We start from the raw sequence: 22,867 nt of genomic DNA, 5'->3' as shown, positions 1-22,867 counted from the left end.
CGACGCTTGGCAACCGGTAGCCGTCGGCAAAAATGCGCACCTGACGCATGCTGTGGTCGGCGCTTGGTAGGCCGTTAAAGATTAGATCGCCTTTTCAAGCACCTGTGGTCGCGGCTGGGAGGCGGGATCCAAGTGGGAGGCATCCCTCGCGGCGAAAGAAGCCGAGGCGGCTGCGTTTGCAAACATCGATCGATTTGGCAGGCCGCGCACCAGTGGCGCCGCTTACTGCATAATTCCTTAAATCGGAATCGGTTTAAGGATAAATTATGCAGCAAGTTTAAAGCGTTACAGCGTCCTCAGCGCGTCATGTATGACGCGCGGCGCTGTAGCGCCCAGTCGGCCTCGGCGCGGCGTCCTTTGCAGGGCCAGTGCTGTCCCGGACGATCAATTCGACCGGCAGGATTGTCTCGATCGGCACGGACTCAAGGTCGTTCGAATTGATCAGCCGCATGAGCAGCGTTGCCGCCGTCCGCCCAGCGCTGTGTTGCTCAATGCGGATCGTCGTCAGCTTCGGGCGGATCAGGTTGAGGAAGGGCATGTCGTTGAAGCCGCTTACCGATACGTCGGTCGGGCAATGCAAGCCGCGCCCGCGCAAGCGTTCGATGGCGCCAAGCGCAAGACGGTCGTTGGCGCAGAGGATCGCGGTAAACGGCTCTTGCGACGACAAGAGGGCGTCGACGCAACGCATGCCTTCGTCCTCGTCGAAACGCGTTGCAGTGACCACCAGCCGCTCGTTGTGCGAAAGCTTCATGGAGGTTACGCAATCCCGAAAGGCAGCAAGCCGCAACTGGCCGGTCGAAAGATTCTGTGGTCCGGCGATGTGGGCAATCGAACGATGACCGAGGTCGCTGAGGTGTGACAGCATCTGCCGGATGCCGCCTTCCTCGTCGTTGATGATGTAGGGAATGCAGGCGCGTTCGACACGGCGGTTGAGCGTAACGACAGGCATGCCGTCCTCGGCGGCCCGAGCGATCGAAGGATCGCTGCGCAAGGCAGCCGCGTGGATGATCCCGTCGACGCCACGGTCGCGCAGCACATCCACAAGCCGGCTTTCCCGCTCCTTCTCGCTATCGGTGTTGACGATGATCGAGGCGTAGCCGAGTGGCTCCAGCACGCTTTCTATCCCACGGAGAATGGGCGGAAAGATCACGTTGGTGATATCAGGGATCATTACCCCGACTGTCATGGTGCGGTTGGTGCGCAGACCGGCGGCAATCCGGTTCGGCCGATAGCCGAGCCGTTCGGCAGCTCCGTGCACCTTCTCGATCACTTCCGGGGTTATGCTTCTGCGTTCCACCGGATCGAGGGCGCGCGAAACGGTCGAGACGTGAACGCCGGTTTCCCGAGCTATGTCCTTGAGGGTTATTCGCTTCTTCAACATGACGGCCCGCACCTTTCGAACCATCTCATACATCCAAACGAAATTTCATGCAATCGATTGCGAGATTGACTTGACGCCGGTTCGGAAATTTGCAAATGTCGAATGCAATCGATTGCGTGAATGGCACGCAACGCTAGTGCAATCCAGAATACGCAGGCGGTTTTTCGGGTTGAGGAGCCTGGCAGACCGGCAATGGTGCCCTTGAGGTCAATCTCGGGGGTTTTTTCGGAAGAGGGTATGCAATCGATTGCTTTGGGAGGAGCACCAATGGGAAAGTTGAAATTTGTCTTGGCCGCGACGGCCGCGATGCTGATGTCCAATGCCGCCTACGCGGAGACCTTGCGAATCGGCGCATCATTGCCGATTACCGGCGGGCTTTCCGTCAGCGGTGAGAAACATAAGCGGGGCTATGAGCTCTGCACAAAGCTGATCAATGAGGCCGGCGGCATTCTCGGCCGGCAGGTCGAGCTCATCGTCAGCGACAACCGGTCCGATCCGGCGACCGCCATCAACCAGTACGAACGGTTCATCAATGTCGACAAGGTCGATGCGGTATACGGGACGTTCTCAAGTCGGCTGACGTTTCCGGTCGGAAGCGTGCTCTCCAAGTACAACATGGTCCATCCGATCCCTTCGGGCGGGGCGCTGCGCATTTACGCCCAGGGCTTCAAGAACATGTTCTATTTCCAGGTCAATGCCGCCGAATACACCGGCAAGGACGTCGTCGGCATGATCAAGGCGCTGATCCCGGCCGACCAGGCACCGAAGTCCGTGGCCATCGTTCACGCCGACGACTTCTTTGCAAATGCCATTGCCGCAGGGCTTCTCGGCCAGAAGGTGATCGATCCGGCAAACGACAAGCAAATCGCCGATCTCGCGCCCGGTTATCTCGCGGATGCCGGCATCAAGGTCGTGATGGAAGAGAAATGGCCTGAAGAAGGCTTCAACGACTGGCTCAATCTTGCCAACTCGATCAAGCGATCGGACGCCGAGATGATCATCGGACTGACCGCCTCGGCAGAAGAGGCGGTGCAGCTGACGCGCAGCCTCAAGACCGTCGGCGCAACCCCGAAACTCGTCTATCTCAGCCAGGGCGCTCAGACCGAATACATCGAGGGTGTGGGTAAGGAAGCCGCTGAAGGTGTCGTTATCCATACGACCTGGCATAAGGACGTGCCGTTCGAAAGCACGATTGCCGGAAAACCCTTCAATAATGCCGATTTCGTCAAGGCATTCGAAGCCGAGTATTCGGCCGAACCGGATGAGGACAGCGCTATTCCCTTTGCAGTCTGCCAGGGGATCGAGCAGGCCATCATCGGGGCTGGCACCACCGACAACGCCAAGATGGGCGAATGGCTGAACGCGCGGACCAAGGATGATCCGGTGCGCACGGTGCTTGGGCGGTTCTCCTGGGACGACATCGGCCTGCCCGAGAGCAAATCTCATATCATGACCCAGTGGCAGGACGGGCAGATGCGATTTGTCTACCCGACCGGGGAGTTCGAGGGGATTTCCCCGATGGCATATCCGAAGGCGGGCTTTTAAGGCCGCCTGCCAATGGGAACGCCGTCGGCTCGGCGTTCCCATCCGTTCCTATGCATTTTTCACGCAAGGAGGCCGAGCCCGTGCTCGAAGTCAGGAATCTCTGTAAGCATTATGGCGGCATCAAAGCCGTCGACGCGGCAACGTTCAAGGTCGAGCAGGGCTCGATCACCGCCCTGATCGGACCGAACGGGGCCGGCAAAACCACCGCTTTCAATTGCATCAGCCGCACGGTCGTCCCGACCAGCGGCGAAGTCTGGCTTGACGGTCAGCGCATCGATCATCTGCGACCGCATAAAATCACTTCCAAGGGGCTCAGCCGTACGTTTCAGATCTCGCGCAATCTGGCCGATATGACGGTTCTCGAGAATGTCATCGTGCAATCGCGCGCCGAGGGCATCCGCGGATTGTTCAGCCCGGCCGTCTCGCCGCGCGAAAAGGACAAGGCCATGGCAATCCTCGACTTCCTCGGGATTACCCGCATTGCCTATGAAGACGGGCACAATCTTTCCTACGGTCAGAAAAAGCTGATGGATCTGGCGGCACTCCTGATGTCGGATCCGAAGATCATCCTGCTCGACGAGCCCGCCGGAGGCGTCAACCCATCGCTGTTGGAGGAGATCGTCGGTCATATCCTCGCGCTGAACGCAAAGGGGCTGACCGTCCTCATCGTCGAGCACAACATGGACCTGATCATGCGCCTCTCGCACAAGGTCGTGGTCATGGCGCAGGGCAGGGTGATCTGCCAGGGAACGCCCGAGATCGTCAGAAAGGATCGGGACGTTCTCGACGCCTATCTCGGCGGCGTGCTCGAGGCGGAGGCGGCGTGATGAGCGAACTTCTCCGGGTTACCAACATTACCGCCGGCTATGGCGACGGCCCGGCCATCCTCGACGGCGCTCACCTGACGGTCGAGCCCGGCAAGGTCCACTGCATCATTGGCCCCAATGGCGCCGGCAAATCGACGCTGCTCAAGGCAATCTGCGGCATGCTGACGATCCGCAAGGGCGACGTGGTCTTCAAGGGTGAGCGCCTGAATGGCCTGCGTCCCGACCAGATCCTGCGCAAGGGTATCTGCTTCGTTCCGCAGGAACGCGCTCTCTTTCCGAAGATGACCGTTCGCGAAAACCTGCGGATGGGAGGCTTCATTCTTGATGACGCGCGTGAACTGGAACGGCGGATAGAAGCGATTCTCGAGCGCTTTCCCATTCTGCGCGAACGTGCCGACCAGCACGCTGGGACAATGTCCGGCGGCCAGCAGCAGACACTTGCCATGGCCCGCACGCTGATCATCAAGCCGGCGATCGTCATGCTCGATGAGCCGTCACTCGGCCTCGCGCCAAAGATCGTCCAGGAGATGTTCGACATCATGAAGATGATGTCTGCGGAAGGCGTCACGGTCCTGCTCGTCGAGCAGAACGCGACGATGGGGCTAAAAAACTCCGATTGGGGCGTCGTTCTTGATCTCGGCAAAACCCTTTTCGAAGGCCCAGCCACCAACGTTCTTTCCGATCCCAGGATCCAGGAACTCTACCTCGGCGGCAAGAAGGCCGCCTGACGGAGGGAAGACATGTCAGAAATCATACAAGTCACAATTTTGGGGTTGGCGCTCGGCGGCGTCATCGCGCTGATGGGTTCGGGCCTGTCGCTCGTGTTCGGCGTAATGCGCATCGTCAATCTCGCACATCCATCACTGATCATCGCGGGCGCCTATGTCACCTATTGGGGCTTCAAGCTCTGGGGCGTCGATCCGATCGTCATGCTGCCGGTCGCCTCGCTGATCATGGCGGCAATCGGTGTCCTCATCTACCGCCTGATGTTTGCACGGGAGGCAAAAAGCGCGCGCTACTCGGAAATGACGGTGCTTTTGACCTTCGCCCTGGCAATGATGGTCGAGGGACTTCTGGGTGGGCTGTTCACCAATACGCAGCGCGTCACCTCGCCAGACTATGCCACGGCTGCGTTCTTCATCGGTGACGTCTTCGTTCCGAAGGGGCAGCTCTATGCCGGTATCGTTTCCATCGTCATCATCGCCAGCCTCAGCCTGTTCCTGAAGTATTCAAGGCTCGGCTATGCCATCCGGGCGACGACGCAGAACCGCGATGCGGCAGAGCTTCTCGGGGTCAACGTCAACTTCATCAGCGTCCTCGCATTCGCCATCGGCATCGGACTTGCCGGGGCCGCCGGATCGCTCGTCAGCTTCGTCTTCAGCTTCTTCCCCGCCAAGCAATGGGAATGGATTGCGATGCTGATGTCCGTCGTCGTGCTCGGTGGCATGGGAAGCATCCTCGGTACGGTGATCGCGGCCTTCTCGCTTTCGATCATCGCCGCCTTCGTCGGGACCTGGGTGGGTGCGACCTGGTCGACGATGACCTTCTTCCTCGCCCTGTTCGTCATTCTGCTGGTACGGCCGCAGGGCCTGTTCGGCGAAAAACCGGAGTTGGCATAATGGCCCTCAGTTTCCAGAACACCAATGCCGACGACCTGCTCGCCGCGCGCCGCGCCCACAATGAACGGCTTGCCCGCAGAGCCGACCAGAAACGAGCGACCTGGTTCCCCGTCGCCCTGCTCCTGGTCCTTGCGGCCCTGCCGCTCGTGCAGCTCACCGGCAACTACAACTATGTCCTTCATCTTGTCCTGTTCACCGCTTCCTATGTCGTGATGGCGTCGGGGTGGAACATCCTGGGCGGTTTTGCGGGCTACGTCTCGCTCGGACACGCGGTGTTCTTTGCGATTGGAGGATATTTCTCCGGCATGCTGCTCGCGCGGCTCGGCATCTCCACCATCCTGACCGCGCCGCTCGCCGGTCTCGTCGCGGCCATCGTCGGGTACCTCGTTGGTCTCATCACGTTGAAAGTGCGCGGTCCAAGCTTCATCATCTCTTCGATCGCATTGTTGATGATCGTGCGCATTCTCTTCGATCACTGGACCTTCATTGGCGGCGCCAACGGCCTGTCCTTGCCGATCAACGACCTGTCCGTGCTGTGGGCGAAAGTTCCCTATTACTACGCCTTCATCGCGATGGCCGCCTTCACGGTCTGGGCGACTTACAGGATCAAGCATTCCAAGTTCGGGCTCGGTCTGCGCGCGATTTCCAAGGATGAGATCAAGGCCGAAAGCGCTGGTATCAATACGCGCTTCTACAAGGTCCTCGCCTTTGCTTCGTCCGCCTTCTTCGTGGGAATGTCCGGCGCAGTGTGGGGCGAATACCTCACCTACCTGCGTCCCAACATCTTCCTGATCATTCTGGTGTCGGCCAACCTCGTGCTCATGTGCATCCTGGGTGGCAAGGGCACGATCGCCGGTCCGGTCATCGGTGCGATCCTGATCGTCGCTATCAACGAACTCTTCGTGGCTACCATGGGGGCTTCCGAGATCAACATCCTCGGCACTGGTCTGGTGATGGCGATCGGCCTGATGTTCTTCCCGCTCGGAGTCATCGGGACACTGGCGCGAAAAGACAAGTTGCCGCGGTTCCTCAACTGGGACTGAGGACGACCAGAGCGGGTCACCGAGACCATCACCGTTAGAACTCCGGGAGTGACGACAATGACGGAATTCGTTCTCTACAACGCGCCGCAGTCAACCTGCAGCCAGCGCGTCCGGTACGTGCTGCACGCCAAAGGCCAGGCGTTCGAAGAAAGAAGGTTGGATCTCTTTCGCGGCGACCAGCTGAGCCCGGACTATCTCGCCATCAACCCCAACGGCGTGGTGCCAGCGCTGGTGCACGACGGCATGGCTGTCACGGATTCAGCAGTCATCATCGAGTATCTCGAAGACATCCTGCCGGATGTCGCCCCCCTTCGCCCGGCGACACCACTTCGCGCCGCGGAGATGCGAGCCAAGATGCGCTTCATAGACGAGGTGCCGACGCCTGCGATCCGCGTTCCTTCCTATAACCTCGCCTTCCTTCCGCATTTCCAGTCGATGAGCGATGCGGAGTTTCAGGCGCTTTGCGACAGCAAGCCGCTCAGGCGCGAATTCCTGATGAAAATGGGCAAGACCGGGTTTCCTGAAGCCGAGATGGATGAGGCTCTGGGACGGCTGCAACGCGGCATCGACCGCATGGCGCGATGGCTTGAAGACAGTGGCGGTCCATGGGTGATGGGGCGCGAGATGACGCTTGCCGATATCGCCATCATGCCCGTCATTGTCCGTATGGCCGACATCAATCTGTCCGCCATGTGGCGGGCCTATCCGGCAATCGCCGCCTGGCTTGCCGCGTTTCAAGCGACCGCAGCCTATGCCGAGGCCTTCTACCACGGCTCGCTGCTCACCGAAAAATACCCGCACCTGAATATCGCACAAAAGGGCACCGAGCCGGCCGTGGCCTGACGCCGTTGCAATGACGATTGGAGACTGACCATGAACCACATGCACATTGCTCGGAAGCTGATATCACGGGAAGGGGACGTTACTCCCGTCGTGCTTGAGGCGATGGCCAATACGAGCGACCCTCGCCTCAAGCAGGTCATGACGTCGCTGGTTTCGCACCTGCATCAGTTCGTCCTGGAGGCGCGCCTGACGGAGGAGGAGTTCGAGTTCGGTCTGCGTTGGATCGCGGCTCTCGGACATCACACCAACGAGAGCAACAACGAGGTCGTGCTCGCGGCTGACGTCATCGGCGTCTCAACCCTCATCGATCTTATCAACAACAACGGCATGCAAGGCGAGACCATGTCGGCGTTGCTCGGACCGTTTTATCGGGGCCACGCGCCGCATTGCGTCTCTGGCGAATGCATCGCGCGATCAGAGACCCCGGGTGCCGGCCTGGTGTTCACGGGCCGGGTGATCGGTGCCCAAGGCTATCCGGTCGAAGGCGCTGTACTGGATGTCTGGCAGGCATCGCCGGTCGGGCTCTACGAGAACCAGGACGAGAGCCAGGGCGACTTCAACCTGCGCGGAAAATTCACGACCGATGCGGACGGATGCTTTCACTTCGTATCAGTCAAGCCCGCCGGCTATCCGGTTCCCACCGACGGTCCCGTCGGCGATCTGCTGCGAGCCCAGCAGCGTGCTCCGATGCGGCCTGCCCACATCCACTTCATCGTTTATGCCCCAGGACACAAGACCCTGGTGACGCAGATTTTCGCCGACAGCCAAGACGCCCTGCTTGCCGATGTGGTCTTCGGTGCCAAGCAGCAGATCGTCGGCGATTTCGTGCGCCACGACAGGCCGGATGTCGAATTCCCCGGCATGAAGGCACCGTTCTACACATGCCGCTATGACTTCAAGCTCGTGGCGGGAACGCCGAGCTATCCCATCCCTCCGATCTCGGGGAAAAAGGCATGACCACGATGTCACGTTCGGGCCAGCCCCTTGAAGGCAAGGTCGCAATTATCGTCGGAGGGTCGGGCGGCATTGGCCAGGAGACCTGCAGGCAGGCAGCTTCGGCCGGCGCCCGCGTGGTCGTCGGTTATCGCGCTGGAAAGGAACGGGCGGAAGAGTTGGCCGCCAACCTGGCAGGGACCGGGCATCTGGCATTGCCGGTCTCGATAGAGCAGACGGCGAGCATCGAGGCTTTCCGCGACCGCGCGCTTGAAGCGACGGGACGCGTGGACATCCTCGTCAATGCTGCCGGCGTCACGAAGCCGGTTCCCCATGCCGATCTCGACGCCCTGACCGACGAGCTCATCGACCAGATATTCATCAACAACTGGCGCGGCGTGTTTGCCACCATCCGCGCCTTTGCACCGGCCTTGCGTGCTACCGGTGACGGTCTCGTCGTCAATGTGTCATCGATCGCCGCCTTCACCGGTATCGGCTCGAACGTTGCCTACTGCGGCGCCAAGGCGGGCCTCGACATCATGGCAAACTCGCTTGGACGGGCGCTCGCGCCGGAAATTCGTGTTCTGACGGTTTCGCCGGGTGCCGTCGACACGCAGTTCGTACCCGGGCGCGGCAAGGAGTTCAATGACAAGGTCGCTTCAACGACACCGCTCAAGCGGATCACGTCTCCGGCCGATGTCGCAGACGCGATCCTTGCCTGCGCCACACACTTAAGGTTTTCGACCGGCGACAGGATCGTCGTCGATGGGGGAAGGCATCTGTAATGCAGCCAAACGTCATCATCACCTGTGCCGTAACCGGCAACCTGACCACGCGGGAGCACCATCCGGGTTTGCCGGTAACGCCCGAGGAAATCGCAAACGCATGCCTGGAAGCCGCCGACGCGGGCGCGGCCATCGCCCATATCCACGTTCGCGACCCGGAGACCGGCAAACCGTCCATGGAGCTGCGATACTACCGAGAGGTAATCGAGCGCATCAGGGCCAAGAACAACGCATTGATCCTCAACGTCACCACCGGACCCGGGGGGCGTTATCATCCGTCCGAGGAGAACCCTGCCGTCGCGGGCCCGCGAACCACATTGATGCGGCCGGAAAAGCGCGTCGAGCACATCGTTGCCCTGAAGCCTGATATCGCAACGCTCGATCTGAACACCATGACCTTCGGATCGGAGGTGGTGATCAATACGCCCGGCAATGTGAAGATCATGGCCGAGATTATCAACGACGCCGGCTCGAAGCCGGAACTCGAGGTCTTCGATACCGGTCATATCCTGCTTGCACAGGATCTCTTGTCTGCAGGCGTGCTGAAGTCGCCGGCGATGTTCACGATCGTGACCGGCGTCAAATACGGTTTCCCGTCGACCCCCGACGTGATGGCGCTTGCCGCACGCATGCTACCCCGAGATGCGGTGTGGACGGGCTTCGGCGTTGGGCGAATGTCGTTTCCGATGGCCATGCAGGCCTATCTGCTGGGCGGCCACGTTCGCGTCGGCCTTGAGGACAATTCCTACCTCACCAAGGGCGTGCTGGCGAAAGGCAATGGCGAGCTGGTCGAGCGCGCCAAGGACCTGATCGTCAAGCTCGGCGGCCAGATTGCCAGTCCGTCGCAAGCGCGCGCCATGCTCGGGCTTTCTGCCTGAAAAGATCGTTAAAATTCAAGGAGGCAAAAAATGAACATCCAGGTGGACACCAAGGCAGCCAAGGCCCTGAAAGTCACGGAGAAATCGCCCGATCTGGACAATCTTCGGATCGATCTCGTCGATGTGACCGTCCCGCGTCACGGCCCGGGACAAGTCCTGATCGAGATCGTCGCGGCCGGTGTTAACCCGAGCGACGTCAAGGCATCGCTTGGGCACATGCCGCATGCTATCTGGCCGCGCACCCCGGGGCGTGATTTCGGCGGGATCGTGCGGGAAGGCCCGTCCGCCATGATCGGCATGGAAGTATGGGGCGGTGGCGGCGAACTCGGCATCACCCAGGACGGCAGCCACGGCAAGTGGATGGTTCTTGACCAGAAGGCCGTTCGGGCGAAGCCTGCGAACTTCACGATGGAAGAGGCAGGCTCGATCGGCGTCCCCTTCATCACCGCCTTCGAGGGACTGCGCGAGGCCGGCGGCGTCCAGCCGACCGATGTCGTTCTGGTCTGTGGCGGCAACGGCAAGGTCGGGCAGGCCGTCATCCAGCTTGCCACCATGGCCGGGGCCAAGGTCTTCGCCGTCGAATACAACGAGCAGCCTCTGTTGGCCCACACCAACGCACCGGTTGAGATGCTCAACAGCGCAACGGACGATATAGCCGCGATCGTGCGCGAAAAGACCGGCGGACACGGTGCCGACATCGTCTTCAACACGGTCGGCAGTCCCTATTTCGAGATTGCCAACAATGCCATGGCCAAGCAGGCCCGCCAGGTGTTCATTTCGACCTTCGACCGCTCGGTGCCTTTCGATATCTTCAATTTCTTCAGGGGGCGGCACAAGTATATCGGCATCGACACGCTTGCGCTTTCCTCTGTCGAAGGCGCCCGCATTTTCGACAAGCTGCGGCCGAAATTCGAGGAAGGCAAGCTGAAGCCGTTCCCGATAAATCCCGCCACCTGTTACGGTCTTGCAGATGCCGCCACGGCCTATGCGTCGGTGCTCCGAGGTACCCCGGAACGGGTTCTTCTCAAGCCTTGAGGGCCGGTCGTGCAGGTTACACGCTACAGTGACGCGCGACGCTACGATGCACCGGAGCATTACGACATGCGCTGTCTGCGTCTTCAGGGCAAGGAGGCGACGCAGACCGACACGATCTGGGTTGGTTTGTCGCATTTGCTTCCCGGCGGATACACGTCGCTCAAGGACGCGGCGGTGGAAAAGATCTACATCGTCGTTGCCGGAGAGGTTACCGTTGAGACCTCGACGGACACGGTGACGCTCGGCTTCCTCGACAGCTGTCGGCTCGCGCCAGGGGAGGCGCGGGCGCTTGTCAATCGCACCAACGCGCCGGCCTCCATCCTTTTGGCCATGCCGACATGAGTGCCGCTGTCACAGGCCCGCGACTTCTGCGGGATGAGCAATGGAAAATGCGATGAACGGTTCGGGCCTTTATCGCCTGGGATCTCTCGCCCCGGTCGTCCCCGGCGACGGCCGCTTTTACCTGGCGCCCGGTGCGATCGTTATCGGTGACGTGCGCATCGGACGGGACGTCAGCATCTGGTTCAACGCGGTGCTGCGAGGCGACAATGAGCCGATCGTCCTTGGTGACGGCAGCAACATCCAGGATGGATGCGTCATCCACACGGACCCCGGCTATCCCGTCGAGATCGGCGAGGACGTGACCGTCGGGCACAACGCGACGATCCATGGATGCCGGATCGGCAAGGGCAGCCTGATCGGAATGGGAGCGACGGTGCTGAACGGTGCCCAGATCGGTGCCCGGTGTCTGATCGGTGCAAACTCGCTCGTGCGGGAAGGCATGGTGGTCCCGGACGGCTCGCTCGTCGTCGGTGTCCCAGCCCAGATCGTGCGCGCCCTGAACGCTGACACGGCCGGCAAGCTTATGCTGGCCGCGGCGCGGTATCGGGCAAAGTCCGAGACATATCCCAAGGAGCTTCGCGCGATTGGCCCCGACCGCGACGGACCCTGACAATTCCCCGGTTCGTTTGCACTTTAAGTGGTGCAGGAGGTGAGACATGGACCAGCAAGAGAACCGTCTTCTAAGCGTGGTCGAGCATTGGCTGCCGCGTATTGAGGTGGCGGGCATTCCCTCGCCCACCGCGAGGGCGGTCATCGAACGTGCCGGCGTCTGGGAGAACTGGCTTGCTGCGTGGAGCGAGGAAGGGGAGCGGCATGCCGAGATGGCCGCTGATGCCCTGGCCGTCGGGCGCCGAGTAACGGCGGGCGAAGCTTACGCTCGCGCCAGCCTGTTTTATCACTTCGGCCAGTTCATGGCGTTCGACGACCTGGCGGCCAAGGAAAAGGCATCTGCAAGAAAGGTCGAACTCTATCGACTGGCTGCCCCTTTGCTCGATCCGCCAGGCGAAATACTCGACATTCCGTTCGAGGGCGGCGCGCTGCGGGCCTGCCTGCGTCTTCCCCCGGGTGGCGGCAGCTATCCGCTCGCGCTGATCGTACCCGGGTCGGATTCGACCAAGGAGGAGTTTCCGGCTCTCGAACGGCACTTCCATGCACGCGGTATCGCAACCTTGTCGCTAGACGGTCCGGGGCAGGGGGAAGGGCGTGTGTTCGGTCCCTTGCGGCCGGATCTCGCTGACGCCCTTGCCGCGGCGATGAGGGTGGTCGAAGGGCGAGAAGGATTGTCGGGAGAGGTCGGTCTCGTCGGCATGGCGTTCGGCGGCTTTCTCGCGCTTCGAGCCGCGGCATCGCTTCCAGATATCGTCGGCGTCGTCTCGATCAACGGCTTCTTCGATCTCGGCAGTTTTTGGCCCGATTTGCCGCAGGTCTATCGGGACAACATGCGCTTTGCGCTCGGCGGTGAGGACATCCGCGAGAGCGCCGAACGGTTCACGCTTCGTGGCCGTGCCGCACCGGACGCGCCTGCGCTCATCCTTCATGGTGGCCGCGACCGGATCTTTCCGCCTGCCGAAGCGAGGAAATGTGCTGAAGCCTGTGCGAGGGGCGCCGAAATCCACGTGTTTCCCGAAGGCAATCATGTCTGCAACAACATCTCCTGGCTCTACCGCCCGCTCGTTGCCGATTGGTTGAACGACCGGTTTTCCGGCCAAAAGCGATAGGTGTGTTCTCTGATAGTCCACGTCGAATTGGACGATAGTCCACCAGAAGAGGACGTCACGACCTGATCCACTTCTAAGGCCGATGCTAGCAATAAAACGGTGGGAGGAAGGCACTCAATGCCTGCCGAAGTTGCACTTTAGGGAGCGAGAACATGATCTACGCCGATGACGGCTCATTGTCCCAGGAACAGAGATTGATGCGCGACAGTTGCCGCGCCTTCGTCGATGATGCGGTGACCCCCTTCATCCGGTCGAACTGGCAGCGCGAGTGGGACATGAGCCCTGGCGAACGGTTGCCACGGTCTATCCTGGAGGGCGCTGAGACCATCGGCGTGCGCACGCTCGGCGTGCCGGAGGCCCATGGCGGCGTCGACCTTGAGCACGACACCGAAGTCAGAACCTTCGCGCTCATCTCCGAGGAAATCGCCCGTGGCGATTCCGGCTTAGCCGACAAGCTCGTGCAGAACTGGAAGGTGTCGATCCTCCTGCGCGAATTCGCGCCGAAGCATCTGCAGGACAAGTGGTTTCCGCGGCTCCTGGCCGATCCGCAATTTCTCCTGGCCCATTGCCTGACCGAGCCGCGTGGCGCGTCCGATCGCTGGCTGCCCTACAATGTTCCGGAGGCAGCCATGCACACCAAGGCCGTGCTGAAGGATGGGCACTGGGTCATCAACGGGCGCAAGCAGTTCATCTCGAACGGATTTGATGCAAGCCTCTACGTCGTCTACGCCAACACCGATACTTCGGTCGGCATGCTGCAAGGCACCTCGAGCTTTCTCGTCCCGCGCGACACGCCGGGTCTGACCGTTACCAAATGCAACGAGACCATGGGCTGCCGCTTCATGAACAACGGCGAACTGGTTTTCGAGGATTGCCGCGTTCCCGCCGACCACCTGCTCGTCCAGAACACGGCGCTTGGCAGCGCCGGCAAATACTTCCGCGCCGGCAAGATCATCCAGGCGGCCAAGAACCTTGGCGTTGGCGTTGCTTGCTTCGAGCGCACCGCGGACTATGTCCAGAACTACGTCCAGGGCGGCCGCATCCTCATCAAGCATCAGGCGGTTGCCCTGCGGCTTGCCGATATGGCGACGCGCATCGAAGCCGTGCGCTCGCTCATTGAGCGCGCCTCGCGCGCCGTCGACGAGGGCCACCCCGACATGGATGCGTTGTGCAACATGGCCAAGGTCTATGCATCCGAGGAAATCATGAAGGTCGCCACCCATGCGCTTGAACTGCATGGCGGCAACGGCGCCATGCTGGAGTTCGGCATCGAGAAGCTGTTCCGCGACGCGGCGATCTTCCTGCACATGGATGCGACCGTCGATGTCAGCCGGATGAAGATCATCAAGACGATGTTCCCGGCGACGGCCGGAAAATACGCTGGTCCTGAAAACTAGCATTTCCAGCCGCTGTCCAAATGGGAGGGAGACAGATGAGGATCATGGTTGCGGTCAAGCGGGTCGTCGACCCCAACGTCAAGGTGAGGCTGCTTGCCGATGGAAGCGGCATCGACCTCACGGGACTCAAGATGACGATGAACCCCTTCGACGAGATCGCCGTCGAGGAGGCGGTCCGGTTGAGGGAGTTGGCTATTGCGAGCGAGGTCCTCGTCGTCTCCATCGGCCCGGATAAGGCAACGGAGACACTGCGCACCGCGCTTGCGATGGGAGCCGACCGCGGCCTTCTCATCAAGACGGATGCTCCGATCGAGCCGCTGTCGGTTGCCAAGCTCTTGAGGGCGGCCGCGATTGAAGAAAAGCCGGATCTGATCTTGCTTGGCAAACAGGCAATCGATGACGACTGCAATCAGACCGGTCAGATGCTGGCCGCCCAACTCGGCTGGGCGCAGGGCACCTTTGCCTCGAACCTGGCCGTCGAAGGCGATGCGGTCACGGTCACGCGTGAGGTCGATGGCGGTTCGCAGACCGTGCGATTGGTCCTGCCCGCGGTGATCACGGTCGATCTTCGGTTGAATGAACCGCGCTATGCATCGCTGCCCAATATCATGAAGGCGAAGAAGAAGCCGATCGCGGAACGGCAGCCGGCAGATTACGGCATCGTCGTTGAGCAACGGTTGGAAATCGTTCGGTTGGAGGAGCCGGCCGGGCGTCTAGCCGGCATAAAAGTTGGCTCGGCGACGGAGCTTGTCGAACGGTTGCGTAGCGAAGCGGGAGTCCTGTCATGAGTGTGCTTGTTCTTGCCGAACACAACGGCTTAGTCCTTGACGACGCCACCGCCCGAGCGGTAACGGCTGCCATTCTTGTCGATCCGGACGTCCATGTCCTCGTCGCCGGACGGGACTGCGGCGCCGTGGCAGCGAGGGCGGCGATGCTTGCGGGAGTCGCGAAAGTCCTGATTGCCGACGATGGCGATCTCGCAGACCAGCTTTGTGAGCCGCTCGCTGGATTGATCGCAGGCCTCGGCGAACGCTATGACGCGTTCGTCGCGCCGGCAACGACGTCGGGCAAAAGCGTGATGCCGCGGGTGGCGGCCCTGCTCGACGTGATGCAGATTTCCGACGTGATCGCCGTCGAGGCACCGGATCGCTTCCGCCGTCCGATCTATGCAGGCAACATCATCCAGACCGTGCGGTCAAGAGACAGCAAGAAGGTCCTGACGATCAGAACCTCGGCATTTTCTCCCGCGCCCAGCGAGCACGCAAAGCCGATAGAACCCGTAAACTTTCAGCGTGGCCCCCATTTGTCCTCATTCGTTGCCAAGGTCATGGCGCGTTCGGATCGTCCGGAACTGACCTCGGCGCGCATCGTTGTGTCCGGCGGAAGGGGACTTGGCTCGGCCGAGAATTTTGAGGCGGTCCTGGCTCCCCTTGCCGATGCGCTCGGCGCTGCACTTGGCGCAAGCCGGGCTGCGGTGGATGCCGGCTTCGTTTCCAACGATCTCCAGGTCGGGCAGACCGGCAAGATCGTCGCTCCCGACCTCTACATCGCCTGCGGCATCTCGGGCGCCATTCAGCATCTCGCGGGCATGAAGGATTCGAAGGTGATCGTCGCCATCAACAAGGATCCGGAAGCGCCGATATTTCAGGTCGCGGACTATGGCTTGGTTGCCGACCTCTTCGAGGCTGTCCCGGAGATTCGGGCGGCCATGCCGGCAGGATAGTGAGATACTGGACGCAACACTGTGAGTGATCGGGCAGATGGGAGGTATCATGAAGCGGGCGGTCAAGAAGCATAATACCGGCGAGGCTTCGGATCGAATCGACGACATGTCGGCGCCTTTCCGCTCCTATGCTCTGGAGCGATCCGGCGAACCGCGTTTTCACGTTCGATTGGTCGAGAAAACCCAGCGCCTCTATCCCGCACACAAGCACGATTACTTCCAGATCATTTACTTCATGACGGAGGCGCCGACGGCGCGGATCGGCCTGACGTCTTGTAAGCCACGGGCGGGGTCGATCTATTTCATCGCTCCGATGGTTCCGCATCAGATCCGCTTCGACCTGATGACACGATGCATCGTACTTTATTTCGATCTCGACTTCCTGAGGCCGGCCATCACGCGGACCTATCCGACCGCCGAGCTTGTTCGATTGGCGCCGGAGTTGACGCCATTCGTCTGGCAGGGCCACATCGACTTCAACCTCGACAGCACGCAGATGGCGCGCGTCGAGCAGGCTTGCCGTTCCATGATCGATCAATACGGCGGCGAACGCCTTTGTGCCACCGAGATGATCAGGGGTGAGCTCGCGCTGATGTTGGCAAGCATCAGCCAGAGCTATGAAACGTCATTCAACGAGTTATCGCCTGTTTTGCCCGCCATCGGTCGCGATAGCGGGAACATGCGTCGGATCGCCGATTTCATTTCCGACAATTATCTAAGGGGGCCGACGCTCGAAGAAGCGGCCAAAGCGGTGCGGCTTTCGCGAAGCCGGCTCTGCTCACTGCTCCGACAATATTCCGGCACGAGCTTCAACGCGCTCATTCGGCAGATGCGTATCGAGGATGCAAGGGAGCGGCTTGTTCTTACCGACGAAACGATCAGCCAGATCGCCTATACGGTCGGTTACAACGACGAAAAGTACTTCCTGCGCGCCTTTCGCAAGTCCGTCGGAATGACGCCAACCGCCTATCGACTCAAGCAGGCAAAGGCCAATGTGAGGGCGACCGCCGCCACCTCTGCCTTTCCGCAAGCAGGTGCGTCGCAGCGAGCCGCTGCCAAGGCAGACATGGTGGGCGGGCAGCAATGACCAATCGGGTCCAATGCCAGGTCAATGGTGCCGAGGTCTCCTTCGAGGGGCGCCTCGATGAGCCGCTCCTGTTGGCGCTGCGAAACCGGCTTGGCTTGAAGGCGAGCCACTTCGGGTGCGGCCTGGAACAATGCGGCGCCTGCGTCCTCAGCATCGATGGGCAGGCCCGCTATTCATGCGCCTTGCCCGTATCGTTTCTGGATGGTGCGTCGATCGTCACCCCGGAGGGGCTAGCCGACGATCCGGTCGGTCGTGCTCTGCTCGAAGCCTTTGACGCCGAGCATGCCGGCCAATGTGGATATTGCCTCTCCGGTATCGTCATGTCTGCGTTCGCCTTGTTGAAAGCGAACGGTTCTCCGACACGTGAGGCAGTGATCGAAGCGCTTGATCGCCACCTTTGTCGCTGCGGCGCCCACGGCGGCATCCTGCGCGCCGTCGAACGCGCTGCGAAGGGCCTGGCGGAGGCGAGCCGATGACCGCTGCTTCAACGCCGAAGAGCCTTAAGGACAATCCCATCCTTGCCCGCTGGATTTCGTTCGAGGTACCCGGAAAGGTCCTGATCAGACCGGGAAAGGTCGAGCTTGGACAAGGCATTCTGACGGCGCTTGCTCAGATCGTTGCCGAGGAACTGGACCTGTCCCTTGGACAGATCGAGATTTGCTCGGCAGACACTGCCGTCTCACCGGACGAAGGGATCACTGCCGGCAGCCAATCGATCGAAATGTCGGGCGCCTCGTTGCGGCTCGTGGCCGCGCATGCGCGCGCTGAGCTGTTTCAAACAGCTTCAAGACGTTTGCAGGCTGCTCCCGAAATCCTGTCTTGCAGAGACGGTGTGTTTTTCAGGGGCGTGGAGCCGGTCGGGCTCGATTTCTGGACGGTGGCTGCAGATGTCGATTGGACCAAGGCTGTCGAAGGGCCGATTGCGGTAAGGGCGGCAGCCGATTACGCGATCGTCGGTACCAGCCCGCTGCGTCTCGACCTGGCTGTCAAAATTTCACGCGGTGGGTACATTCACGACATCGCGCTCGAAAATATGCTGCATGCGCGCGTCGTCCGGCAGCCCTTTCGCCTTGCCAGGCTGACCAACGCCGACACGGCCTGGCTTTCGAAACACTATCCGGGCGTCGAGTTGCTATGCAGGCAAGACTTTGTCGCTCTTGTCGGGCCCGATGAATTCGATGTTCAGTCCGCGCAGGCAGATGCCGACGCGTTCCTGACCTGGTCGGAGGAATCCGGGCGTTGGCAGCCGGCACAGACGGCGGGCGAAATGCGTGCGGTGATCCGCGATGGCGAAGTCCCGCTATCGATGACAAATCTGGCCCTTAGAGCCCGCTACTCGCGCGGTTATGTCGCCCATGGGTCGATCGCACCCAGTTGCGGTCTCGCGTTTTATGAACATGGGCAACTGTCGGTCTGGACGCATTCCCAGGGAATTTTCGCTCTTCGGGACCAGATTGCGGCTTGTCTCGGCTTCGACGTCGCCAACGTTCGCGTCGTCCATGCCCATGGTGCAGGTTGCTATGGTCATAACGGCGCGGATGATGCGGCGTTGGATGCAGCGATTATCGCTATCGATCACGCCGGGATCCCGGTTCGCGTGCAATGGTCGCGCCAGGACGAACTCAGCCGTGCACCGTTGGGGGCGGCGATGTCGGCAGAGATCGGCGCCGCGCTCGATGCCGCGGGAAGCATATCGGCCTGGAGGATGTCGGTGGTCAGCGCGCCCCATGCGCAGCGTCCGGGTTTCGGTGGTCATGTCAACCTGACCTCGGCCGAGGCGCTCGACGCGCGCAAGCTTCCCGGCCGGGTCGAGGATTTGCCGGATGTGGCCGGCGGCGGCGCATCGCGCAATGCTGCGGCGATTTATGATTTTCCGAGCCATGAGGTGTGTGTCGCCCTCGATACGAGCAGTTCGGTTAGGACCTCGTCACTGCGATCATTGGGAGCGCACCTCAACGTGTTCGCAATCGAATCCGCGATGGACGAACTTGCCGAGATCGCCGCAGCCGACCCACTTGAGTTCCGGCTGCGTCACCTTCGCGATCAACGCTGCCGCGCGGTTCTTGAAGGTGCCGCCAAGATCAGTGGTTGGCCCGGTAGTCGGCTGGCTGCGGAGGGGCAGGCTCTGGGCATCGGCGTTGCGCGCTACAAGAACAAGGGCGCATGGCTTGCGGCCGTTGCGGAGGTGACGGTGGACGAGGCGGTCCGGGTGAAGCGTCTTTGGTTGTGCGTTGATGCCGGCTTACTGATCAATCCGGAAGGTGCGCGAAACCAGGTTGAAGGTGGCGCCATACAAGCCATCAGCTGGACGCTGAAGGAGGCGATCAGCCTTGAGAATGACCGCGTGCCAGCGCTCGACTGGCAAAGCTATCCGATCCTGCGGTTCTCCGACGTACCGCAAATCGAGACGCGCTTCATCGTCGATCGCGGCAGTCCGCCACTTGGTGCGGGTGAGGCGTCGCAAGGTCCGGTGGCCGCCGCGATCGCAAACGCGGCGTCGCGAGCGCTGGGGGTGCGCCTGCGGGATCTGCCGCTGACGCGCGAGCGACTGATCCAGATCCTCACAGATAGCTGAACACACCGGCACGACTTGTCCCCACAGAGCTGGCTCGGTTTGTCTGAACAGTTCGGGGCGTTTTGCTACTGCATAATTCCTTAAATCGGATCCGATTTAAGGATAAAATTATGCAGCAAGTTTAAAGTGTTACAGCGTCCTTTGCGCGTCGGATTTGACGCGCGGCGCTGTAAGTGGATTTCCGCCTCGATTATGCTGCGGCCTTCATTGGCGTCAGCGCATTGACTGGAGTTGCCCCATAAAAACCGGACAAGATCTCGTCCGCGCAAAATTCGACCCGTGGAGGTCAGTGAACTGCAATCATGAATCCCGGAACCTGTTGCTCAAAAAACTTCGAGAACGAGACGATGCGTGGCGGCAGCGCCTGATAGGGCGGATAATAGAGGGTCAGCCACAGATCCTGTGGTGCCCATCCTTTGAACACATGCACCAGCCGTCCGGTCCGCAGATGTTCGGCGATGTGAAAGCCCGGAAGTAGCGCCACGCCCGCACCGTCAGCCGCCATGTCGGCGAGAACCTCGCCACTGTTGGCGCTGAAGCCGCGACCTGCTGATATTGTTACGGATGAACCACCGTCTGAAAGAACCCAGCTCTCTCGACGGCTCTCGTCACTGTAAGCGAGGCACTCGTCAGGCATCAGTTCGCTGGGGTGGTTGAGGTCTGCGAACCGACTGCCAGGTGCTGCGACCAGCATGCGCGGTATGGCGCATATCTTTCGCCAGATGGTGAACTTGTCGGAAGGCTGCGCGGAGATGCGGATCGCCAGATCATAGTCATCGTCGACGATATTCACGAGCCCGTCCGAAAGGGAAATCTCAAAGCCCATCTTGGGATAGAGTTCTTTGAATCCCGACAGGATGGGAGGCAGGACGGTTTTTCCCAGCCAGGTCGGAGCACTGATCCTGAGACGACCTTCATCCGCCTTGTTGGCGTTCATCACGTCGCGTCGTGCGTTCTCGAGCGTTTCCACGGCGGGCTGAATTTGGGCGGCGAAAATCGCACCGTCCGTCGTGAGCGACACTTGCCGGGTGGTCCGAACGAACAATTGAACGCCAAGATCAGCCTCAAGTGCGGCGATCGCTCGGGTCACCGCGGCGGGCGTCATGTCGAGTTCGCGGGCGGCCTGCGCAAAGTTCCTCTTTTCGGCGGCCATCAGGAAGGTGCGAAGAGCTTTGTAGTCGTTCATCTCATTATTTCAAAAATCGCAATTCATTCGAAATTAATATTGCAATTCCGTCGTCGCGGCAATCTGCGTAGATTTGTTTTCAGCAGCCAACACCAGACAAACGCAGGAAACACGGTCATGATCAAGGATATCAAAGGACTTCATCATGTGACGTCGATGGCGTCGGACGCCCGGCGGAACGACACGTTTTTCACGAATACCCTCGGTCTGCGAAGGGTCAAGAAGACCGTCAATTTCGACGAGCCGAGCGTCTACCATCTATACTATGGCGATGAAATGGGCGCAGCCGGAACGGTGATGACATACTTCCCTTTCGATCACATGATGCGCGGCCGCCCCGGCGTCGGAGAAGTTGGCGAAACCCAGTTTTCGGTTCCTGAGGGGTCGCTGACCTATTGGAAGGACCGGCTGATATCGCAGGGTGTCGGCGGCATCAAGGTCGACACGATCTTCGGTGCCAACCGCCTGCGGTTCAGCGGCCCGGATGGCGACGGATTGGCGCTGGTCGAAAAGGTCGAGGACGCTCGCTCTCCCTGGACCGCCGCGGGCGTGCCGGCCGGTGCTGCGATCCGTGGCTTTGCCGGCGCCAGATTGAGCCTGCACGATACCGCAGCCATGGAGGAGCTTCTCGGTTTCATGGGGTATGAGCGAGCAGAAAAGGAAGGCAACGTCACGCGCTTGGTGATCCCCAATGGCAACGGCGCCGATACGATCGATCTCGAGGCTCTGCCGCAAACGCCGTTCGCTCGCCAGGGGGCCGGCTCGGTACACCATATCGCATTTGCCGTGGCTGACCGGGCGGCACAGCTTGAGGTTCGCAAGGCGTTGATGGATACGGGCTATCAGGTCACGCCGGTCATCGACCGCGACTACTTCTGGGCGATCTATTTCCGCAGCCCCGGCGGCGTTCTGTTCGAAATCGCAACCAACGAGCCTGGGTTCGATCGTGACGAGGATACCGCACATCTCGGCGAGGCGCTGAAGCTGCCCGTACGCTACGAACCCTTGCGCGACCGGATTGAGGCAGGCCTCGCTCCGCTTGCAGCGTAGCGAACGAACTCCCGCGGGCCGCCCCAGGCGGTCCGCCTCTCTTCCACTTTGAGGCTTCGGACGAACTGTGGAAACACCGGCGTCCGATCGGCCGAGCCTATTCAGTTCCCAGCCCGCCGCCCAAACGGCACATAACTCACGAAGGAGAGACCCAATGTCCAGCAAACTCGAAGTCCTGACCCCGCAGAACAGCCAGCTCATCTTCATCGACCAGCAGCCGCAGATGGCTTTCGGCGTCCAGTCGATTGATCGTCAGACCCTGAAGAACAATGTCGTCGGCCTCGCCAAGGCTGCAAGGATATTCAGCATCCCGACGGCGATCACGACCGTCGAAACAGACAGCTTCTCCGGCAACACCTTTCCCGAACTGCTCGGCGTCTTCCCCGAGAACGACATTCTCGAGCGCACTTCGATGAACTCCTGGGACGACCAGAATGTGCGCGATGCTCTTGCGAAGAACGTTGCAAACGGGCGCAAGAAGGTTGTCGTCTCGGGCCTGTGGACCGAGGTTTGCAACACGACATTCGCGCTCTCCTGCATGCACGATACCGACTACGAGATCTACATGGTCGCGGACGCGTCGGGCGGCACGTCTCTTGACGCACACAAATATGCGATGGACCGCATGGTGCAGGCCGGCGTCGTTCCGGTCACCTGGCAGCAGGTGGTTCTCGAGTGGCAACGCGATTGGGCACGCAAGGAAACCTACGACGCTGTCACTGCGCTGGTGAAGGAGCATTCCGGCGCTTACGGCATGGGCATCGATTACGCGGTAACGCATGTCCACGGTAGCACTGAGCGCGTCAGCCACGGCAAGCGGATCGGCCCGAATCCCGCCAAGTAACCACCGCCGATCCCTCCGGCAGGGCGCTTGCTGCCGGAGCGACCTCTCTTTCACCA

The 22,867-nt window shown here is 60.8% G+C and carries 23 protein-coding genes; 21 read left to right on the top strand and 2 right to left on the bottom strand.

Features of this window, described 5'->3' with window-relative positions; genetic code table 11:
• Positions 1-304: 304 nt before the first annotated feature.
• Positions 305-1,405: a LacI family DNA-binding transcriptional regulator gene (locus BC360_RS15730; protein ID WP_244512744.1), complete on the bottom strand. Its 1,101-nt coding sequence runs from the start codon at positions 1,403-1,405 to the stop codon at positions 305-307.
• 243 nt (positions 1,406-1,648) lie between these two features.
• Here BC360_RS15730 and BC360_RS15725 point away from each other — a divergent pair, with 243 nt between their 5' ends.
• The 19 genes from BC360_RS15725 to BC360_RS15635 all read left to right on the top strand — a co-directional run bounded on the left by BC360_RS15725 (position 1,649) and on the right by BC360_RS15635 (position 19,731).
• The gene (locus tag BC360_RS15725) at positions 1,649-2,926 is read left to right on the top strand and encodes an amino acid ABC transporter substrate-binding protein (RefSeq protein WP_065795852.1); all 1,278 of its coding nucleotides are present in this window, start codon (positions 1,649-1,651) and stop codon (positions 2,924-2,926) included.
• Between the two features lie 80 nt (positions 2,927-3,006).
• Positions 3,007-3,753, top strand: coding sequence for an ABC transporter ATP-binding protein (locus tag BC360_RS15720; RefSeq protein WP_083222588.1), 747 nt, complete (start codon positions 3,007-3,009; stop codon positions 3,751-3,753).
• Positions 3,753-4,481, top strand: a complete 729-nt coding sequence (locus tag BC360_RS15715) for an ABC transporter ATP-binding protein (RefSeq protein WP_065795850.1) — start codon at positions 3,753-3,755, stop codon at positions 4,479-4,481. The genes BC360_RS15720 and BC360_RS15715 overlap by 1 nt, the downstream gene beginning before the upstream one ends.
• A gap of 12 nt (positions 4,482-4,493) precedes the next feature.
• Positions 4,494-5,372, top strand: a complete 879-nt coding sequence (locus BC360_RS15710; RefSeq protein ID WP_065795849.1) for a branched-chain amino acid ABC transporter permease — start codon at positions 4,494-4,496, stop codon at positions 5,370-5,372.
• The gene (locus BC360_RS15705) at positions 5,372-6,415 is read left to right on the top strand and encodes a branched-chain amino acid ABC transporter permease (RefSeq protein WP_065795848.1); all 1,044 of its coding nucleotides are present in this window, start codon (positions 5,372-5,374) and stop codon (positions 6,413-6,415) included. The genes BC360_RS15710 and BC360_RS15705 overlap by 1 nt, the downstream gene beginning before the upstream one ends.
• A gap of 57 nt (positions 6,416-6,472) precedes the next feature.
• Entirely contained in the window at positions 6,473-7,258 is a 786-nt protein-coding gene (locus BC360_RS15700) for a glutathione S-transferase family protein (RefSeq protein ID WP_065795847.1), read from the top strand.
• Between the two features lie 30 nt (positions 7,259-7,288).
• Positions 7,289-8,215: a dioxygenase gene (locus BC360_RS15695; RefSeq protein ID WP_244512743.1), complete on the top strand. Its 927-nt coding sequence runs from the start codon at positions 7,289-7,291 to the stop codon at positions 8,213-8,215.
• A complete protein-coding gene (locus BC360_RS15690; protein WP_244512742.1) occupies positions 8,212-8,976 on the top strand; it encodes an SDR family NAD(P)-dependent oxidoreductase in 765 nt (254 codons plus the stop codon). Before BC360_RS15695 ends, BC360_RS15690 begins: the two co-directional genes overlap by 4 nt.
• On the top strand, positions 8,976-9,854 hold the full coding sequence (locus BC360_RS15685) for a 3-keto-5-aminohexanoate cleavage protein (protein ID WP_065784764.1): 879 nt from the start codon (positions 8,976-8,978) through the stop codon (positions 9,852-9,854). Before BC360_RS15690 ends, BC360_RS15685 begins: the two co-directional genes overlap by 1 nt.
• Before the next feature lie 30 nt (positions 9,855-9,884).
• The gene (locus BC360_RS15680) at positions 9,885-10,889 is read left to right on the top strand and encodes a quinone oxidoreductase family protein (protein WP_065795846.1); all 1,005 of its coding nucleotides are present in this window, start codon (positions 9,885-9,887) and stop codon (positions 10,887-10,889) included.
• A gap of 9 nt (positions 10,890-10,898) precedes the next feature.
• Complete coding sequence (locus BC360_RS15675; protein WP_083222579.1) at positions 10,899-11,231, top strand: cupin domain-containing protein; 333 nt, start codon at positions 10,899-10,901, stop codon at positions 11,229-11,231.
• Between the two features lie 52 nt (positions 11,232-11,283).
• A complete protein-coding gene (locus tag BC360_RS15670; RefSeq protein ID WP_065795845.1) occupies positions 11,284-11,841 on the top strand; it encodes a gamma carbonic anhydrase family protein in 558 nt (185 codons plus the stop codon).
• A gap of 46 nt (positions 11,842-11,887) precedes the next feature.
• A complete protein-coding gene (locus BC360_RS15665) occupies positions 11,888-12,949 on the top strand; it encodes an alpha/beta fold hydrolase (protein ID WP_065784768.1) in 1,062 nt (353 codons plus the stop codon).
• A 152-nt stretch (positions 12,950-13,101) separates the two neighbouring features.
• Positions 13,102-14,346, top strand: coding sequence for an acyl-CoA dehydrogenase family protein (locus tag BC360_RS15660; RefSeq protein WP_065784769.1), 1,245 nt, complete (start codon positions 13,102-13,104; stop codon positions 14,344-14,346).
• Between the two features lie 35 nt (positions 14,347-14,381).
• Positions 14,382-15,134, top strand: coding sequence for an electron transfer flavoprotein subunit beta/FixA family protein (locus tag BC360_RS15655; RefSeq protein ID WP_065795844.1), 753 nt, complete (start codon positions 14,382-14,384; stop codon positions 15,132-15,134).
• Positions 15,131-16,069, top strand: a complete 939-nt coding sequence (locus tag BC360_RS15650; RefSeq protein ID WP_065795843.1) for an electron transfer flavoprotein subunit alpha/FixB family protein — start codon at positions 15,131-15,133, stop codon at positions 16,067-16,069. The genes BC360_RS15655 and BC360_RS15650 overlap by 4 nt, the downstream gene beginning before the upstream one ends.
• Positions 16,070-16,118: 49 nt before the next feature.
• Positions 16,119-17,156: an AraC family transcriptional regulator gene (locus BC360_RS15645; protein WP_065795842.1), complete on the top strand. Its 1,038-nt coding sequence runs from the start codon at positions 16,119-16,121 to the stop codon at positions 17,154-17,156.
• A complete protein-coding gene (locus tag BC360_RS15640; protein WP_065795841.1) occupies positions 17,153-17,632 on the top strand; it encodes a (2Fe-2S)-binding protein in 480 nt (159 codons plus the stop codon). Before BC360_RS15645 ends, BC360_RS15640 begins: the two co-directional genes overlap by 4 nt.
• The gene (locus BC360_RS15635) at positions 17,629-19,731 is read left to right on the top strand and encodes a molybdopterin cofactor-binding domain-containing protein (protein WP_065795840.1); all 2,103 of its coding nucleotides are present in this window, start codon (positions 17,629-17,631) and stop codon (positions 19,729-19,731) included. Before BC360_RS15640 ends, BC360_RS15635 begins: the two co-directional genes overlap by 4 nt.
• Before the next feature lie 286 nt (positions 19,732-20,017).
• Here BC360_RS15635 and BC360_RS15630 read toward each other — a convergent pair whose 3' ends face one another.
• A complete protein-coding gene (locus BC360_RS15630; protein ID WP_065795839.1) occupies positions 20,018-20,917 on the bottom strand; it encodes a LysR family transcriptional regulator in 900 nt (299 codons plus the stop codon).
• A 117-nt stretch (positions 20,918-21,034) separates the two neighbouring features.
• Here BC360_RS15630 and BC360_RS15625 point away from each other — a divergent pair, with 117 nt between their 5' ends.
• Together BC360_RS15625 and BC360_RS15620 are read left to right on the top strand one after the other, a co-directional pair.
• On the top strand, positions 21,035-21,967 hold the full coding sequence (locus BC360_RS15625; protein ID WP_065795838.1) for a ring-cleaving dioxygenase: 933 nt from the start codon (positions 21,035-21,037) through the stop codon (positions 21,965-21,967).
• Positions 21,968-22,121: 154 nt separating this feature from the next.
• Entirely contained in the window at positions 22,122-22,811 is a 690-nt protein-coding gene (locus tag BC360_RS15620) for a hydrolase (RefSeq protein WP_065795837.1), read from the top strand.
• Positions 22,812-22,867 lie beyond the last annotated feature (56 nt).

Source organism: Ensifer sp. LC163, from assembly GCF_001695855.1.
GTDB lineage: Bacteria > Pseudomonadota > Alphaproteobacteria > Rhizobiales > Rhizobiaceae > Ensifer.
The sequence above is the reverse complement of the archived record's forward strand: the minus strand, read 5'-3'. Positions and strand labels throughout refer to the sequence as shown.